This is a genomic window from Sphingobacterium sp. R2, from assembly GCF_040760075.1.
Classification (GTDB): domain Bacteria; phylum Bacteroidota; class Bacteroidia; order Sphingobacteriales; family Sphingobacteriaceae; genus Sphingobacterium.
The window spans coordinates 3,084,196-3,101,637 of record NZ_CP142884.1 but is presented as its reverse complement, the minus strand read 5'-3'; the positions used below and the strand labels follow the sequence as shown (position 1 = coordinate 3,101,637).

At 38.0% G+C, this 17,442-nt stretch carries 19 protein-coding genes and 1 pseudogene; 10 read left to right on the top strand and 10 right to left on the bottom strand.

What is annotated here, in order from left to right; translation table 11 throughout:
* Window positions 1-24: 24 nt before the first annotated feature.
* Both VXM68_RS12830 and VXM68_RS12825 read right to left on the bottom strand, forming a co-directional pair.
* On the bottom strand, window positions 25-1,371 hold the full coding sequence (locus VXM68_RS12830; RefSeq protein ID WP_367208931.1) for an ATP-binding protein: 1,347 nt from the start codon (window positions 1,369-1,371) through the stop codon (window positions 25-27).
* Between the two features lie 2 nt (window positions 1,372-1,373).
* Window positions 1,374-2,054, bottom strand: coding sequence for a response regulator transcription factor (locus VXM68_RS12825; protein ID WP_293955432.1), 681 nt, complete (start codon window positions 2,052-2,054; stop codon window positions 1,374-1,376).
* Between the two features lie 217 nt (window positions 2,055-2,271).
* Here VXM68_RS12825 and VXM68_RS12820 point away from each other — a divergent pair.
* A pseudogene (locus VXM68_RS12820) lies at window positions 2,272-2,445 on the top strand (winged helix-turn-helix transcriptional regulator); the annotation flags it as partial.
* A 19-nt stretch (window positions 2,446-2,464) separates the two neighbouring features.
* Here VXM68_RS12820 and VXM68_RS12815 read toward each other — a convergent pair.
* The 3 genes from VXM68_RS12815 to VXM68_RS12805 form a co-directional block, all read right to left on the bottom strand.
* Window positions 2,465-2,983, bottom strand: coding sequence for a DinB family protein (locus VXM68_RS12815; protein ID WP_294349076.1), 519 nt, complete (start codon window positions 2,981-2,983; stop codon window positions 2,465-2,467).
* A gap of 460 nt (window positions 2,984-3,443) precedes the next feature.
* Complete coding sequence (locus tag VXM68_RS12810; RefSeq protein WP_367208930.1) at window positions 3,444-4,859, bottom strand: Gfo/Idh/MocA family protein; 1,416 nt, start codon at window positions 4,857-4,859, stop codon at window positions 3,444-3,446.
* Window positions 4,860-4,874: 15 nt separating this feature from the next.
* Complete coding sequence (locus tag VXM68_RS12805) at window positions 4,875-6,266, bottom strand: DUF1080 domain-containing protein (RefSeq protein WP_293955438.1); 1,392 nt, start codon at window positions 6,264-6,266, stop codon at window positions 4,875-4,877.
* A 673-nt stretch (window positions 6,267-6,939) separates the two neighbouring features.
* On the opposite strand from VXM68_RS12805, the gene VXM68_RS12800 reads away from it, so the two are divergent.
* A complete protein-coding gene (locus VXM68_RS12800) occupies window positions 6,940-7,425 on the top strand; it encodes a hypothetical protein (RefSeq protein WP_293955440.1) in 486 nt (161 codons plus the stop codon).
* A 3-nt stretch (window positions 7,426-7,428) separates the two neighbouring features.
* Here VXM68_RS12800 and VXM68_RS12795 read toward each other — a convergent pair whose 3' ends face one another.
* On the bottom strand, window positions 7,429-7,647 hold the full coding sequence (locus tag VXM68_RS12795; protein WP_367208929.1) for a hypothetical protein: 219 nt from the start codon (window positions 7,645-7,647) through the stop codon (window positions 7,429-7,431).
* Window positions 7,648-7,930: 283 nt separating this feature from the next.
* Between VXM68_RS12795 and VXM68_RS12790 the strand changes: the two genes are divergently transcribed.
* On the top strand, window positions 7,931-8,425 hold the full coding sequence (locus VXM68_RS12790) for a hypothetical protein (RefSeq protein ID WP_367208927.1): 495 nt from the start codon (window positions 7,931-7,933) through the stop codon (window positions 8,423-8,425).
* Window positions 8,426-8,486: 61 nt separating this feature from the next.
* On the opposite strand, the gene VXM68_RS12785 is transcribed toward VXM68_RS12790, so the two are convergent.
* Both VXM68_RS12785 and VXM68_RS12780 read right to left on the bottom strand, forming a co-directional pair.
* On the bottom strand, window positions 8,487-9,596 hold the full coding sequence (locus tag VXM68_RS12785; RefSeq protein ID WP_367208926.1) for an AAA family ATPase: 1,110 nt from the start codon (window positions 9,594-9,596) through the stop codon (window positions 8,487-8,489).
* Complete coding sequence (locus VXM68_RS12780; protein WP_367208925.1) at window positions 9,571-10,293, bottom strand: RNA ligase family protein; 723 nt, start codon at window positions 10,291-10,293, stop codon at window positions 9,571-9,573. Before VXM68_RS12780 ends, VXM68_RS12785 begins: the two co-directional genes overlap by 26 nt.
* A gap of 329 nt (window positions 10,294-10,622) precedes the next feature.
* On the opposite strand from VXM68_RS12780, the gene VXM68_RS12775 reads away from it, so the two are divergent.
* Entirely contained in the window at window positions 10,623-11,156 is a 534-nt protein-coding gene (locus tag VXM68_RS12775) for a GNAT family N-acetyltransferase (RefSeq protein WP_367208924.1), read from the top strand.
* Between the two features lie 247 nt (window positions 11,157-11,403).
* On the opposite strand, the gene VXM68_RS12770 is transcribed toward VXM68_RS12775, so the two are convergent.
* Window positions 11,404-11,751 (bottom strand): helix-turn-helix domain-containing protein, encoded by a 348-nt coding sequence (locus tag VXM68_RS12770; protein ID WP_293904149.1) that lies wholly within the window; start codon window positions 11,749-11,751, stop codon window positions 11,404-11,406.
* A gap of 110 nt (window positions 11,752-11,861) precedes the next feature.
* Between VXM68_RS12770 and VXM68_RS12765 the strand changes: the two genes are divergently transcribed.
* The 5 genes from VXM68_RS12765 (at window position 11,862) to VXM68_RS12745 (ending at window position 15,327) form a co-directional block, all read left to right on the top strand.
* Entirely contained in the window at window positions 11,862-12,926 is a 1,065-nt protein-coding gene (locus VXM68_RS12765) for an NADH:flavin oxidoreductase (RefSeq protein ID WP_367208923.1), read from the top strand.
* A gap of 761 nt (window positions 12,927-13,687) precedes the next feature.
* A complete protein-coding gene (locus VXM68_RS12760; protein ID WP_367208922.1) occupies window positions 13,688-13,954 on the top strand; it encodes a hypothetical protein in 267 nt (88 codons plus the stop codon).
* Between the two features lie 362 nt (window positions 13,955-14,316).
* A complete protein-coding gene (locus tag VXM68_RS12755) occupies window positions 14,317-14,631 on the top strand; it encodes a hypothetical protein (protein ID WP_367208921.1) in 315 nt (104 codons plus the stop codon).
* A gap of 31 nt (window positions 14,632-14,662) precedes the next feature.
* Window positions 14,663-14,983 (top strand): hypothetical protein, encoded by a 321-nt coding sequence (locus VXM68_RS12750; RefSeq protein WP_293955454.1) that lies wholly within the window; start codon window positions 14,663-14,665, stop codon window positions 14,981-14,983.
* 11 nt (window positions 14,984-14,994) lie between these two features.
* Window positions 14,995-15,327 (top strand): hypothetical protein, encoded by a 333-nt coding sequence (locus VXM68_RS12745; RefSeq protein WP_367208920.1) that lies wholly within the window; start codon window positions 14,995-14,997, stop codon window positions 15,325-15,327.
* A 13-nt stretch (window positions 15,328-15,340) separates the two neighbouring features.
* On the opposite strand, the gene VXM68_RS12740 is transcribed toward VXM68_RS12745, so the two are convergent.
* The gene (locus VXM68_RS12740; protein ID WP_312362762.1) at window positions 15,341-16,105 is read right to left on the bottom strand and encodes a DUF72 domain-containing protein; all 765 of its coding nucleotides are present in this window, start codon (window positions 16,103-16,105) and stop codon (window positions 15,341-15,343) included.
* Window positions 16,106-16,304: 199 nt separating this feature from the next.
* Here VXM68_RS12740 and VXM68_RS12735 point away from each other — a divergent pair, with 199 nt between their 5' ends.
* Window positions 16,305-17,414 (top strand): glutaminyl-peptide cyclotransferase, encoded by a 1,110-nt coding sequence (locus tag VXM68_RS12735; protein WP_367208919.1) that lies wholly within the window; start codon window positions 16,305-16,307, stop codon window positions 17,412-17,414.
* Window positions 17,415-17,442 lie beyond the last annotated feature (28 nt).

The window sequence follows — 17,442 nt, the reverse complement described above, 5'->3', positions numbered from 1 at the left end:
TGATTAGAAGAGATTAGAAAACGGTTAGAATTTAGGGAATAGTAGCGATACCGTTGTACCCAAATCGGTTGAATGGATATCAAAGTCAACCCCTTGATCCTTAAACACAATTTGCGCAAAAGAAAGACCTATACCGCTGCCCTTGACGTTACCTACATTAGAGCCACGATAAAAAGTCTGCTTTACAGACTCCAGTTCGGCTGCTGGAATGCCAATGCCGTGGTCTATAATCTGCAAAGACAATCTGCCATTTGCATTTGTCATTTGGACAAGTACTTCTTGCCCATTTGCATATTTGAGTGCATTCTCTATTAAATTGGAGATAGAAAGTGTGACAAGCATCTTATTTCCCCAAAAATTAAAATATTGCGGTTCATCGACCTTTACATCAATCTTTAAAGGCGCAGTGAACGATCGGGAAAGCTTAGGTACAAGATCCCAAACCACCTCATCGATCCGAAAAAGTTCTTGGGAACGTTTCACGGCCTGATCATCTGTGAGTAAAAGAAAATTACCTATAAGCTGATTAAGAAAATTGACATGGTCGGTAATAGTTTCAGCCAATTCACGATATTCTTCTTCGCTTCTCACTTTTGCCCCGAAAACCTCCATTGACCCTAGTATACCTGCCAGAGGCGTTCGAAATTCATGTGAAACATAACTTACAAAGTTCTTTCTAATAATCATGTTTTCACTAATCCGCCGCAGAAGAGCATTATAACTTTCAATAAGATCTTGCAGCTCATCCTTGGTGTTTATACCTGTCAAGGGCTCTTGGATAGTACTTAAATCCTTGTGCTGAATTTCCTGGATCACTTTACGAATGGGCAGATAGGCATACTTACTTAACCAAACTGACAACAGGGCAATACTGATCAATGCTACAAGAAATACAAGGACAAGTGTCATGAGCAAACGATTTAATTGATGATCAAAGTCAGCACTTGATTCTTTTACAAACACAAAGAAATCGCCTTGATTATCGGGATAATACAACCCAAAATAAAAGCTATCTTCTGTTTTTAAATAGATTGTTTTATCTTTTTTCAGCTGGCTTAATAAATCCTTAGTAATCAGACTATCGAACCGCATACCACCGTAACTTACTTTTCCTGCGGCATTGTAAACTGCTACCATAGCACGTTTGACCAAACTTTCATATTGATTTTTAGATTCCAAATGCTTTAATGGACTCTGTTCATCCGCTTCTAGGTAATAAATACCCGCAATCTTAGCATTTTTTTCCAGCGAGCTTACTAGATGTCGTTCAGATGAATTATAAAACATCCAGTAAATAACTACGGTTGCAAGTGCGAAAATGATGGTGAATACCAACGTCGAAAAAAGTGTAAGCCGAATCTTTAAATTCATAATCAGTCCGTTGTAAGCATGTACCCCACACCTTTCACTGTTTTGATAATGGAAGCCACATGACCAGTGTCGACCTTACCTCTTAGATAAGAAACATACACATCTACTACATTGGTATTATTATCAAAATCAATGCCCCAAACAGCCTGTAATATTGCTGTTCGCGAAAGAGTTTTATTGCGATTTTCAATCAGATACTTCAATAGCTTAAATTCTTTGGGAGATAGATCAACATTTTTACCATTCTTGAATACTTCGTAGCGTTCAAGATCGACCTTTAAGTCGCGGATCTCTATACGACTATCATTTTGTACATTTTTATAATTGTCCCTCCGTACCAACGCTTTAATACGGCTTACCAATTCCTTAAAAGAAAAGGGCTTAACAAGATAGTCGTCAGCTCCACTTTCTAAGGCCTCGACTTTATCTTCAATTTCTCCTAAAGCACTTAAAATCAATATAGGAATATGATTTTTTCGATACCTGATTGTCTTTGTAAACTGTATGCCATCTATTCCAGGCAACATAATATCAAGTACAATAATATCCAATGAATCGACATTGATCCATTCACGTGCCGCTTCCGCAGATTCAACCAAGATAACCTGGTTTCCCATTTCTTCTAAGCCTTTAACGACGAAGCTGCTAATGCGACGATCGTCTTCTACTAAAAGTATCTGCATAGTATACGCTGTTTAGTTTTATGTGGGATGATAAAAATCATGAATTCCTCTTAGAATCTTACAAGTATACAAATTTACAATTTAATCGTCCGATAATCCATAGCGCCCCTACTTCTTCAATCCTGTCCACTAAGTTTTAGGAGCATTCCCAATCAAAATTTGATCTATTCTGATATAAAATACTTCGCATCACCTAAATTGATTATACTTTAACAATATGTTGCTACCCATCAATGGAAGTTCCCACTATACTGGGATCAGAGGATGTTTACCCAATATTAACGGAGGCATGATGCCCCCACAGCTGCGGAAACTGAAAGAACGTGGAGTGGTAAAGCGTCACGTATATACAGAGGTACCAGGACGGGTTATGTATGAACTGACCGAACTTGATTATCAGCTCAGACCGATCATCGAGGAACGCGGGAAATGGGGGGAAGACAACGTGCCGTCACCAGCAATTGGCCAACGTGACGCTGGGCATGTTCTGCAGCATGAAACAACAGTCCTATCAATGTGGTGGGGATGCGCTTTCTTCCCAAAAAACGTTGCTCGGTCAATGTATTCGAATCGATTAAAGCTAGCATTTGTAAGGCTATTTTGACCTGTTCATGTAAGTTTTCGACAAGAGATGCGGGACTTGCATCGACATTTTCTTTGCCTTCTCTATGGAGGTAATCCAATTGTTCGTCCGTTAGGGGTTTGTTTTTAGCATAAGTAAACATGCGATCGATCACTCCAGTGATATGCTGTAAGTGAAAACCTATACTGGCATTCCCACAGGGCTTTATCCAAAGTTGTTGTGCAGACAGCTGACCAGTATAGGTTGAAACATCCTCTGCAACCTGCAAAAGTGTATGTGCAACAGGCTGCAACAGAGCGGGAATTCCAGCAATAGGTCCACGCATCCAAACTTCTAAATTTTCCATATAAATATCTAGATGTTGTTTTCAACTATTCATGTACCACCATGTATAAGTCGTGAAAATTTGTAAAAAAACAAAGCTTTGATAATGTAAAAATAATGACTTCTTCCAATTCGTTTAAAGAACATCAAATTATTTTAAAATAAATTTGCATAGTGTAGAAAATACACTTACATTTGTATCATCATAATTTAGGTTTATAATTGGTTATTTAAGGTTTTCATTCTCCCCGTTTGAAAACCTTTTTTTTGGGGGCTGAAGTATCGTAACAGTTCCTAATTCACCAGCACGTCAAAATAGGTCTAATTCTTCTCTCTACATCCAGACTTCCCACTTATTATTATTTTCACTCATTTAAATGTATTGATGACAGGTAAATCATAGGATAAGAACAAAGCTTTTATTAACGTAAAAGGGCAACGTTTAACATTGCCCTTCATTTCTATGTTCAATCTTCGATTCTTTACATCTTATAATACTGTTCCCAGCCTCTTGCAGGTGGAGGTCCAGCTAAGAGTGCATTGGCAAACTTATCATTGACAATTTCCTTTGTCTGTGTATTCAGTATCAATTTACTGTTTAATCGCTGTGCAATGACACCTAAACAGAACACTTGGCTCAAAGGACCTGCAATTTCAAAAGCCGAACGCGTCTTCTCTTCACCTTTACAACCCTTTAAGAAATTAGCAAAGTGGTTGGATGGTGATGTTGGCACTTCCGGTAAACGAGCCTGCATTTCTTTGCCTTTCGCTTCTGGAATAATCTGAAGCGTACTGCCGTGCGAACCACCTTTAAATATCAGATCTTTTCCGTAAATAATCTTTCCTGGATTTAATTTAGCGGGCTCTAATTTCCCTGTACTTGGCGGAGGAATATTAGGATCCAGTCCGGATACCCCATATCCTTCGGGTATAGGGGGCAAATTATCTAATCCATCATACCAATTAATATCTACTGCAGGCATTTTTTTCCTTTTTGGAAAATGAAATTTTAAGGTGGAAGACATCGGAAAAAAATACGAATTATACCCCTCTAGCTTTACCGCTGAGACTTCGGTTGGGAGTCCCAAATCTAAAAATTCATGTGCTGTATCCAATATATGAGCCCCCCAATCGCCCAAAGCGCCCATTCCGAAATCGTACCAACAACGCCATTGTCCATTGACAAAATCTTTATTATAATTGTGACCAATAGTCTGCATCTGCCAAAGATCCCAGTCTAGCGTTTCGGGTATCATCTCCGCGGCAGGAAAGCCCTTCATATTCACGTCCCAGCCATGCCATCTGCGCGGCATATTCATGTGCGCATCTATGCGCGTAACATCTCTAATAATGCCCGCATCTTTCCAAGCCTTAAACTGAAAATAATTTGCTTCGGAGTGTCCTTGGTTTCCCATTTGGGTAGCAAGTTTCGGATTTCTCCGAGCTTTATCTGCCATCAGCTCAACTTCAAGGAATGTTCTTGCCATTGGTTTTTCCACGTAAACGTGTTTACCCAAATCCAATGCAAGCATCGTTATCGCAAAATGAGAGAAATCAGGAGTTCCTATACTTACAGCATCGATCTGATTTCCCATTTTGTCAAACATCAGCCTAAAATCCTTAAATCGGGGCGCGTCAGGAAACATACCCAATATCTCCTGTGTATGTTTAGCGCCAAGATCCACGTCACATAATGCTACGATATTACAGAGTCCAGTTTTATAGAGTTCTTTAATGATTTCTGCTGCCCTATTGCCTAATCCAACGCAGGCAAGATTAACACGTTCATTCGGTTTGGCCAGATTGACTTTTCCTAAGACACTGTCGGACAACATAACAGCTCCTGCAGCAATAACGGAATGCTTAACAAAGCTTCTGCGCGATAAATAATGATTCATAAAGAGTAGTTAGTCTTAATTGGGTGTATTGATTTTTATACTGCGAAAGGAGACCCGATCTCCATGGTCCTGCAAAAGAATAAAGCCTTCCTGAGCTTCGCCAAAGTTCTCCCAGTCTTTATACTTGCTGATTTGAACCAAATCTTTAAACGCTTTGGAGCCCCGTTCATAAGATAGCATTTTGATGCCATTTAAATAATGTTCCACTTTATTATCTGCTGTAACAACAACTCTACCCCTATTCCATTCACCGATCGGTCTGCGTGCACGCTCATCACGATTGGATGTAATGAGGTCATATAGGGAGGCCAACGTCCGGTTTCCATCCCTACCCAATTTCGCATCAGGGTGCAAAGCATCATCAAGCACTTGGTATTCCAAGCCAATAGCCGATCCTTTTGATTTTTCTTTCAAGGTGACAAAATATTTCACACCACTATTTGCACCTGGACTAAGCTTAAATTCAAATGAAAGATCAAACACAGCATATTTATCTTTTGTGACAATATCTCCACCATTCGTTGATTCTCCACCGTCAGATTTTAGTACAGTCATTTGTCCGTCCTTGACTTCCCAGCCCCGTTCTGGAAACTTATCGCTATGTATGCTACGCCAACCTTTATTGGTTTTACCGTCAAATAAGAGTTTAACACCCTTTTTCTTTTCAGCATCCACCACTTCATTGGGCTTCAGATTGACGATATATACATCTTTAGGAAAACCTTTTGGTTTAAGATCAGTTGTTTTTATTTTTACATTCTTAAAATAAACTTTCTTTCCATCCAATTGCGCCGGAATACTATGCACCTGAAGTCCGATAAACCCCGTTCTATCAATAGTATCAACAACGTACGACACTGGTATATCATTGACCCAAGTACGCAGCTCATCGCCGATGGCCTCTATTCGGATATGATTAAATTGTTCTGCTTTATATGCTTTTTTTGCATTCTCATTTAAATCTAAAGGATAAATCCATCCGCGACGTGCTTCATCATATATTCCACCCGTCCACGCGCGCCCGGATGGGTCAATCTCCACTTGTCGTCCATATACACGCCCTCGTCCATCGTTGGCTTTTGGATCGAGATGGCTTCTAGTCTGGATACCTGAATTAGTTTCCTTCCCTTCAAGTTTAATATCAAGCTCCAATATGAAATCACCGTATTCTTTTTCAGTAATTAAAAAAGAATTGGGGGTACCCTTTGTCATTCGCCCAACAATAGCATCTCCCTCAATAGAATAGGGTGCTTTTCCTCCAACAGTTTTCCAGCCATTTAGCGTCTTTCCATCAAAAAGGTTTGTCCAACCTTTGTCATTACTCTTACCTGCCTGGGCATAGGCCAATACAACATTGCTGACCATAGCTGCCACTAAAACAGATTTAAATAGTGTGTTTCTTCTCATTTTATCATTTAATCTAGAGTCTATCGACCCGGTTTATTTATTCATCATTGGTTTGTAAATCATAACAAGTTTACCCCACATTTATCCTAATTTAGATATGGGCTATTCGTTTCAATTGAATTGAATTGGCAAAACAAGATATTAATTAATATAAGTGAAATGAACCAAATGATATGATTTATTTACGAAAACGTTTGAATCTATATAAAGAAAGCTTGTTCCATGCAAAAGTAAAAGTGTATAGGCTATATCTTTAGGTTAAAAGATGAAGTGTAAAAAAGCTTCTTAAATCGCACTTTTAGATTGTTCCTTTTGAGAGCTGATAACGAGTTTATTTAAAACGTTGACGTGTTCCTTTTGTGTCAATATGCAAAAATGAAGCTGATCAGCAAGCTGCGTTCGATATCGATTTCGTGTGCTGGAGGGCGAATTTGGTGATATGATAATCTTTAATATGCGTAAATGAAAACAATCGGTAAAATATTTGGATAATACGAAAATTATACACAACTTTAAAGCACAAGCACCTGATCTAAAACAGGCTACAAATTAGTAGAGGAAATTTTTTATTTTAAAACGATGATTTTATCTTACAATCGATGATGGATAAAATTCTAAATTAGTTTTTTTTGCAGAAAAACTTACTTAATGTACAAAAAGTAGCATACGAAATATGACAACCAACCTCATTAAGGTATATACAGTAGTTTCAAAAGAAGTAAGGGAAGATCCAGATTTGTTCACTAATCTCGAAGGTGTCTTCTCAACATATGAAAAAGCACAGGAATATATTGATCAGTTTTTTGGTAATGCTAAATATGGTTATCGCTCTATCATTACGACATATTTAGATCCTTTTCAAGAAGAAATCCAAAATAAAAATTCTTATTATAGCATTTCATCACAATTAATAGGTACGCATCTAGATGTTGAGATTTGTAAAACTTCTTTCGCGGTTGTTCTCTCGGAAGTTGAACGACTGCGCATCGATCCAGCAACCTCAGAAAAACCGCTTGAACTAAACCTGCATTGTTTTGCTGCTTCCGAAGGGAGTGCTATGGAAAAATTCGAAAAATTAGTGCATGACTATGCAAAAGAGCACAACCTTCAATTCAGAATTAATCCCTTCCGTGTTGCTGACTCGGAACAATGTTACTAGTCTTTAGTTGCCGCTAATTTTAACGGCGCATTCAGCGGATTTATTGTTTATCGGATCACTTAGATATTCGAGTGTAAAGCTTAGAAATGATGCAATTGAATGTGGCGGAATACGCTGCAAAATGAGGTGCGTTTTTGTCCTAAAATAACCCATTATTTCGGCTAATTGGATCAGATCTACATCGATAAGTTTCTTTAAATGTTGCTTGAGATTTACCAACATTATGTCAATTTATTCTTCAAGCAAAACTACTATTCATTAGACTAAAAAAGATATATTCAAATCTATTTCAATGCCATTTAATTTAGAAGTACTGACAACATAAATTGATATATTGCGGATAATCACTCAACAGCTGCGAATAATAATTGCCAAGAGATTCGACCGGTTTTACTGCTTATATTTATAAAAGGTATCTCAAAATGGGCACAGAACATAAAGAGCCGTTTTGCAGCAGATAGTCTTCGCCTATTTTTAACAGAGTTTATATGCTTATAAAAAAATAATGATCAAAATTCATTTTAACAGAGGGAAAATTATCATAAGTATGGCGCTTTGTTTTTTCGCTATAGTCGTTACGCTTTATGCATGGTTACATAAAGATTTAATGTTAAAATTGGCTTCGACGGTGTGGGCACTAGCAGCAGCAAGCGTATTTCACCTCAGAATACAACAAATGAACCGCTATCGAAAAGGGATAGCAGCACTCACGATAGGTCAAGACATGCTCGTAAACAACAGCGCATTAGTACCCCAACCAATTCCGTGGACGGACATCGATTGTTTTGTAACTGGTTTATATCGAACATCCTCTATATTTATAAAATTAAAAGAATCTTCCTTGCTACGAAAACAAAAAACAAACCGTGTTATAAATCTCTTAAGCTTTATCGATCGTAATCTTATTACAAAGCCAGCTCATCTATGGATCGACATGGATGTGATCAATATCCGGATTGAGGAACTTGTTCCACTGTTAAATCAAAAATTGAAACAGTAAATAGGAATTGTTCATATCTTAACAAAGGATAATTTCAAGATACCCTTTGTTAAGATGCTATTTACTGTATGACATACTGAACTTCGTGAGCTTCTGTGAGCTGAGGAACATCCAAACTACCGAGCATTTTATCTAAGACTGCATCAGGTAATGGATATTCTCGATCTCTATTCTGTGTTCGCCATACCTGATAGGGTTTTTCGATATACAATAATTTAACATAGGCTTTGTAGCCAACAAAAAGATCGATCAGCTGCTGACGCATTTGGGCAGTTATATTCGTGGCATTCCAGATAAAATCTTGTCCACAGCGCAAATATTTTTTTGCCTGTTCTTTTGCTTCTTGTATGACCCATCCATTTCTCCTTTTATCAGTGGGATCAATTCGATATTTGCGTCTGATATCATCCAGGCTAATAACGGGGATATCTGCATTCATTTTTTGAATATGATAGTCTTTACCCATCCCTGGCAGCCCTGAAAGCACGATTACTGTAGATTTAAACATATCAAAAGGAACATAATCGACGTAGTTGCCATTTCCATTAAAATAAGTAAATCGAGCATTGTCTGTTAAAAAGGGCCGAGGCCCATTCCAGCAGCCAACCTCCTTGCTATACAGTTCAAACATATCCAACGCATAAAGCAGTGTATCCAGATCGCGACAATATCTACCTTTGGCATCTGCTTCAGCCAATAGTTTGAGCTGACTCATATCTACAGCGAGCGAAGCCTCTAGGGCACTTTTCATTGGATCAACTTTTTCCATAAGCCATAATGGCAAACCATGGTAGCGTACCAAAGACACAATTTGCTCCCGTATGACGAAAGGAGTCTCCACATCACGAAACAAAATCTCCCGTGTGGTTTTCGCCCCTTTTTTAGCGTGATTTGGCGAACTGATACGGCCATCTGATCCGATGATGGTGGTGGATCTTTTTTCGACATCATGCAACAAGGCCGAAGCCCAGATCAACTCCTGTTTTTGCCGGTCCAGCTTTTGGTATTCAGGTAGCTCTTGAAGCTGCTGAAGAACCATTTGTGTATGAATTGCTACATTTCCTTCTGCATGATGCCAAGGATCCTGCTGTACCTTTCCCATATCCTTCACCCAAGAGAATGTATTCTCTAAGGTCGACCAGTCCTTATCTACTGCTATCGTCCATTCCATTATCATCCCTCCTTTCCCAAATCATTTTTGTTCTGCGCCATGATTTTGTCCAATGCTCATCAGTCTGCACATGTCCTTTTCTCACATATTTAAAGACGTTGTGGTGAAATTTCCCAACAGGATATGCGTCGACATTCCTACATACCACCCCTTCCATCGTACACATATGTCCCGTTTTAGCATCAACAGATCCGAACGCCGAGGGCTGTATGGCCAAGTTTTCGACTGAACGTTGAAGTTGCTGTTCTGACAGATCCTTTACATTTTCGAGTTTTAAAACAGGTACCATGGGCAAATCAAATAAACTAGCGTAAAATGTAACTTCTTCCCAAGAAAGCCATCGATCTTTAATTCGAGCAGCGAAAATATAGTAATAGTGCTCTAGTTTCCGATATTCGATTGAATGTACAGCATAAAGATTTTCACCAAAAAACTCCAAATCATCCAGATCATTTTTTAATCTGGCCCAATGTTCCCTTAGCTGAGCCGTCCATGGCGAAGTAGTTGGGGCTGCATGAGATCGCGCAAATACCCCCCTTTGTGAAAGACAGTTGTTTTCACCATCTAATTTTTCTGTATATAACAGTTGATGGAAGGATTGTATATCCGTCCAATAATGCTGATTAAAACGATCGTCGCTGCTTGTTCCCGGAGAAAAGGGAAAATGGTAGGTACGACCATATTTTGTTGAATCCATTTTTAAAATTTAAGTCCATACTAAAAAATTGAAGACGTAGGTATAGGGTAGTCAAATCGGATAAATCCTATTGATTACTTCCACCCTAAATATCGACAATGCATTACATGGCTTTACGTTTTAAAAATTGATAACATAAATGATCTACAGCTGCAAAATTATAAAATTTATTTTAAAAATATATGCGCAATGCTATCGATTCTAGAAATAAGCGTGTATATGCATACCAAAGAGAAATGTTATTCACCTGAAATTTATGAAAATTATTACATTTGCCACCACTTACATCACTCGCAATTTCGTTTAAACTGAATTGAGGACTTAATCAAATGAAAGATTTCCCACAACTAGAAACAGAACGACTTATTCTCAATGCAATTACTGCTTCTGATATTCCGCAGATTGTCGACTATCTTCAAGATAAAGTATATTCGGACTTTACATCAAATATTCCTTATCCATACCGAAAAGAAGATGCTGAATATTGGCTTAAATTAGCAGAAGAAGCATATATCACTCGTAAAGGTTTTACATTTGCTATCAGAAATAAAGACAAAAAACTGATTGGCGCGATCGGATTACACGATGAAGGCTCGGATAAGGCTGAACTGGGATACTGGATTGCTATTCCTTATTGGAATAAGGGTTATGTCACGGAAGCAGCAAAAGCAATCATTGACTTTGGATTTAATGAACTGCATTTTAACAAGATTTTTGCGACCTACTTTCCACATAACCCCGCTTCGGGAAAGGTCATGGAAAAAATAGGCATGGAAAAAGAAGCGCTATTGAAACAGCATCTAAAAAAAGATGGAAAATATTATGATATTCCATTATACTCTATTTTCAATACCGAAAAATAAAACAAGTATAAGTGAATAAAAAAATCAAGTTTCGCTCGGATTATATTTGATCAATCTGAATCACTATGACATGCCAGTTTTTTCCGTCAATCTGGAAAAAGATGGATTCCCAGGGGAAGGATGCTTAATAGGCCAAGTTACATACATACACCTCCGCATAGGGGTAATTCTATGCTATCCATCAGGCAGGAATTAAGACAAACTCGGTACAAAAACAGTAATTCGCTATTTACTTTTTACGCGCTACCTACGCTATTAATTCTGGTAATTCTGGTTCTTCGTAAAAGGATTCGTTCCATTTAGCCAATTGGCACATAATAGGAATTAAGGCTTTACCTTTCTCAGTTAAAGAATATTCGACGCGTGGTGGCAGTTCCTTATATTCTTCTCTAAGAATAACACCATCCTCTTCCAATTCTTTTAATGAGCTGGTCAGAACCTTGCGGGAAATGTTTTCTATCAACGCATCGAGCTGACCAAATCGGGCTTTCCGATCACGCAGTGTATAAATAATGACAGGTTTCCACCTCGTACCTAAAATTGCCATCGAGCGCTGCATCGCACAGGAACAGCTTTTAAATTCAGTCCTTTTCATTTGATGTTTTGAGAATAGTTACACAAAGGTAACTAGTTTATACTAATAATAGTTACAAATATACACTATTTAAAATATCTTTGTGGAGATTTACAATTTAAACAAGAAAAATGAGCATACAAACACTTTTTAATCCCTTTGAATATAAGAATTTAAAATTGAAAAACCGCTTTGTCATGGCACCAATGACGAGAGCATTCTCTTTGGACGGAATTCCCGATAGCGCCGTAGCTGGTTATTATGAGCGGCGTGCTGCTGGTGATGTCGGCTTAATCTTAACAGAGGGTACAGTAATTGAAAGACCTTCTTCAAAAAATTTAAAAGACATTCCCAATTTTTATGGTGATCAAGCTTTAAATGGCTGGAAGAATATTGTTGATGCTGTGCATAGCAAAGGCGGAAAAATAGCCCCTCAAATATGGCATGTCGGTTATACCCCAATGCAATGGACGCCGCCGGCAGCATTTGAGAGTCCGGATACGATGACATTGGCTGACATAGAAGCCACCATACAGGCATACGCTGCCGCAGCCAAGTCTGCGAAAGATCTCGGCTTTGATGCTTTTGAAATCCATGGTGCCCACGGTTATTTGATCGATCAGTTTTTTTGGGAAGGAATGAATCATCGAACTGACGAATTTGGAGGAAAAACGATTAAGGAGCGTTCTAAATTTGCTGTGGAAGTTGTTAAAGCCATGCGAAAAGCTGTAGGACCGGATTTTGTGATTATCCTGAGATTATCACAATGGAAACAACAGGACTATACGGCCAAGCTTGCTCCTACCCCTGGAGCAATGGAAGATTGGATCCTACCATTGACGGATGCCGGTGTCGACATTTTCCATGGAAGCCAACGCCGTTATTGGGAAGCAGAATTTGAAGGCAGTGATTTGAATTTCGCCGGCTGGCTTAAAAAGATCTCCGGACAACCCACAATCACAGTTGGATCTGTAGGCCTTGATAAAGACTTTGGCGACGTATTTAAAGACTCCGAATTCGAATCTTCACCTGCGTCGCTAGACGAATTGGTCCGTCGGTATGAACGGGGCGACTTTGACCTTGTCGCCGTGGGAAGGGCTCTCTTACAAGATCCAAATTGGGTAAAGAAAGTACAGGCCGAAAAATACAACGAACTGTCCACTTTTGAAGCGAAAAGTTTAGCGAGCCTGTCGTAAAATAGGAGCAATAACCGCTGCACTAAAATTATGTTACTCCGTTATATAAAACAGGGGCGAAAATTGATTTTTAATCATTATTTTGCCCCTATTTATTTAAAGTGATCATCCAGCAGCTGTCTCCATAAATGTATCCAAACACTTGATTCAATGAAAACAACTGATACCAAAATATATATCATAAGCGGATTAGGTGTAGACCAACGGGTATTTAGCAAGATAAACTTTGGTTCGCTTGACATCGAATATCTAGATTGGATTACGCCAAGCCCCCATGAATCACTGACCATTTATGCAAAAAGATTATCGTCAAAAATCACCGTAAGACTATCAAGAATGTAAAGTCCAACTTTATGATTAAGGGTGCGGGACATTTTATGACGGTCACGCATGCCAAGGAAATTGAAAAGCTTTTATGTGGAATGCTATTGTAGATCTCTACTTAGTGGTTATTTATTGAGATCACCTTATCTAAAAATTTGGGCATCTAAAATTCAAGTGGATTCAAATCGGAATCATTCATTCCATATACGGATAGCTATAAAGAAATATACTTGAAAGCAAGACAGTACAGCTATAAAAACTTGATAAAGCTTTTCCTTATTAAAACAATACTAGCCGAAAGACAGTTATTTTATAAAGGCATCGGCCCGCTATGAAGCTTATAACATACCGCTTTGTAACGCTAAGGGAAACGAGATCTGGAGGGGAAAGTTGAAGACAAAGGACAAGTAAGTATCACACATGGCTTACTATCAGATATGAACGGAAATATTTACCTAACTTCATCCATCGATTATAGCATAAAATATTTAAGTCCTGATGGAAAATTGCATAACTTAGTCCAGGACCGACGCATATTATGGCCTGATTCTATGGGGATCGGCGAAGATGGATATCTTTATTTTTCTTGCGCACAGCTTTTTAAAGATCCACAATGGAATAAGGGAATCGACGAGGTGGAATTGCCTTATTATATTTTTAAAATAAAACTACCTAACTCAAAAAATGAGTTTAATAACAGATAAAACAATTAAATACAACACGTTATAGAGTACTGCTGTTTACAGAACTGATATGCCATGCACCGTTAAATATAACGGTGCACGTGTTGCAGCTATCCATATTCTTACGAACTCTTCTCCCCATGAAGTTCAACGCCTCAAGCCCCATTATTGGTCATCAAAACGCTAGAATAGGCAAAAGCTACATCCCCAAAATTCAACCAGCTGCTAACAATAAAAATAACATGTAGCGAAAAACCGCTCAAAGGATATGTTCCGCCTAACAGAATCAACGAGCGCCTACTAAAAGAATAAAATTTTTAGTAATAATTTTTAAATACTAACATTATTAGTATATTTGATTATCAGTTTTAGACGACACTTTTATGGAACAAATCACAGGTTATGACAATAAGGAGTTGCACGTTGGTGACATCGTTCGCTTTCATACCCCCTATCCCGATGAAGATCCGAATACGATTTTCATTGTACTGTGGTCATACTATGATCCAGAAGGAAAATCATCGAGAGCTGAAGTCGTTAAATTCGAACAGCGTTCCAAACAGCATCCAGTCATTCAGAAATGGTTTATAAGGGATCTCGAGAGGGTACCCGAAGTAAGCCTGGAATTATTGAAACAGATTGAGCTATTTATGAAAAGTAAACTTGGCAACGCTATTATCAGCAAGCTAATTATCTAATAGATTTTACAAATCAGATTTAAAGAAATACATGGTAAACAAATTCAAAGAGAAAAGAACAGCAATATCGAACTCCATTTGGTCCGACTGGCGCGAGCAGCTTAGAGAAAGTGAATTAGTGGGCTTACAGCAAAGGCTTGAAAAACTTGAAAAAGAAATGCTGCTTGATTGGCTACAATGGAATAATCCAAAAGGAAACTATACCGATCGCAAATGCATTGAAAATGGAGTACAGCAGATCTCTAAAATGAAGGCTGTAGAATATATATACAAAGAAATCTTGCGTATCCATATGAAAAGAAAATATAAAGCTTTTTCGAACACCCATGCACAACTTATGTTCAACAACTAAAATTTGAAATTATGGAATCTTTTATCAAACAGATCATCGATCATCAGCTGCCAAAAATTCTAGCAATGGAATCGCATCGAAATGATTGGCGTTATCAGCTTTTAGGCTTAAAAGATAAGATGCTTTTCGATCAATTAAAGCTAATGACTCGACAAGAATTACTCGGTTGGCTTCAATGGTACGATAAGGCTGGAACTTTCTCCGATCATGACTGCATCCGGAGAGGTATACCTTTATTGACGAAGGTTCAGGCATTGACAGCAGCATACCAGCGAATTATGCGTGAACATGAGGGCTGGGATGGTTGTATGGGAACTGAATATATCCGTAATCGGATCCTTTAAAGAGAAAATAGTTTTAAAGAGATGATGCTTTGCTCGCTGTGATATATTCCGTCAATGTATTCAAGTTAGCAAGTGCCGATCCAATGGTATTATTAAAATAAACATACACCTCTTTTGCCTCTGCGATCCAACTATTGATATAGGTACTGTATTCCCTCAGTACACTGTCTGAATAGTTTCCCCGATAGTCACCATCCGGCCCATGGAGACGCATATAGATAATTTTAGTATCGGTATATTGAAGACGCATGCCACGAGTATCCTTATCATGGATAACAACATGCATTCCATATGATTTTAACAGAGTCAGAGTTTCTTCCCTATACCAAGAATCGTTTCTAAATTCTATGCATACCTTCCAGGCCTCACTTCTCTGATCCTGACTGATACAGTCCAATAGCACAGTAAGCTTTCCAATGGAAGTAAATTTACATGAGGGCGGTAATTGTATAAGCAGACATCCTTTCTTTTGACCGACACCATCAATAACGGATAGAAATCTAACTACATCCTGTGGATCAAACCTGAGTTCCTTTTCATGCGTAATTCCTTTCCATAATTTAAAAGTAAATCGAAAGCAGTCTGCTGTTTCTTCGGACCATCTTCTAACAGTTTCTTCAAGGGGAATTTTATAGAAAGAACTGTTCACCTCCAAAGAATTAAATAATAAGCTGTATACGGCAAGGCGGCTCTTTCCCTCTAAATGCTTGGGATAAAAACTTCTATTTTTATATGGCAAAAGGATACCACTTGTTCCAGAAAAATAAGATTGTTCCATATTGTTATAACAATCGAACTGTATACAATGGTTCATTTTTTTCCTCAAAAAAGATTCCCTTTTTTTAATAAAAAGTAATTGAATTGCATATAAAAAACAATTTAGTTAATTTTGAGTAACGAGATATATAACAGCCGCTCTTTTCAGGCATCTCTTTTTCCTGCTTATTACAAGATGATAAAACAAGCATACCATCTCAATGAAGAAAAAATCTTATCTAATTAGTTTCATGATTATGGCCGTTTTGAGCGGCTGTAATGAAAATAATCACAATAACACCAGTAGGACTTCAAATTCCCAATCTGGACAGCCCGAAGAAAGTCCAACATTTACCTTTGACAGTATCAAACAGCGCTATGCACTGGGAGAAGATTTGGTTTTAAAAATAAATCGTGAGAAGAAGCAGAAATTAGATACTGTGGTCTATTACATCAATAATAAACAGATTGGACAAGTAAGGGGCAATGCGTCATTCAAATATTCATTAAAACATGAAAAATTTGGGAAACAGATTATTAAAGCAGTAGTGTTTAGTGATGGAAAACAAGAAGAAAATACAATAAGCATAGATTTATTCGCTTCTGCTCCTCCTCGCTTGCTCCAGTATAGCATTGTAAATATTTATCCACATGATATTAAAGCTTATACGCAAGGCTTAGAGTTTTATGGTAATAACCTAATCGAAAGCACGGGAAATGGTATTGGACCAAGTGGAAATAAAGGTAAATCGAGTATTCGCATTACAAATCCTAAAACTGGTGCACCCATCAAGAAAATTGAATTGGATGATTCAATTTTTGGCGAAGGCGCCACTGTCCTGAATGGAAAATTATATCAATTGACCTATAAAAATAATACAGCCTATGTATACGATATAAACACCCTAGCCCTTGTTAGTAAACTGCCTTACTTTCAGCCAATGGAAGGTTGGGGCCTGACTTCTGACGGCAAAAACCTATACATGTCCAATGGTTCGGATTACATCTATATACTCAATCCACATGACTTATCAAAATCGGACTATATTCGTGCCGCGACGAACACAGCTATGGTCGATCAGATCAATGAAATGGAATGGGTAAATGGAAAAATATATGCAAATTTCTATATGGAAGATGTCATTGGACGGATCGACCCTAAAACAGGCACCGTAGAGGCATTGGTGGATCTTTCCAAATTACGTGAAAAAGTAACGCAACATGTCGATTTGGATGTACTCAATGGGATCGCCTACAATCGAAAATCGAATACCTTTTTCGTGACTGGCAAAAACTGGGATAAAATGTTTGAGGTTAAGCTGATCGAATAGCTTTATCTTAAATGAGAAAAAAAAAACA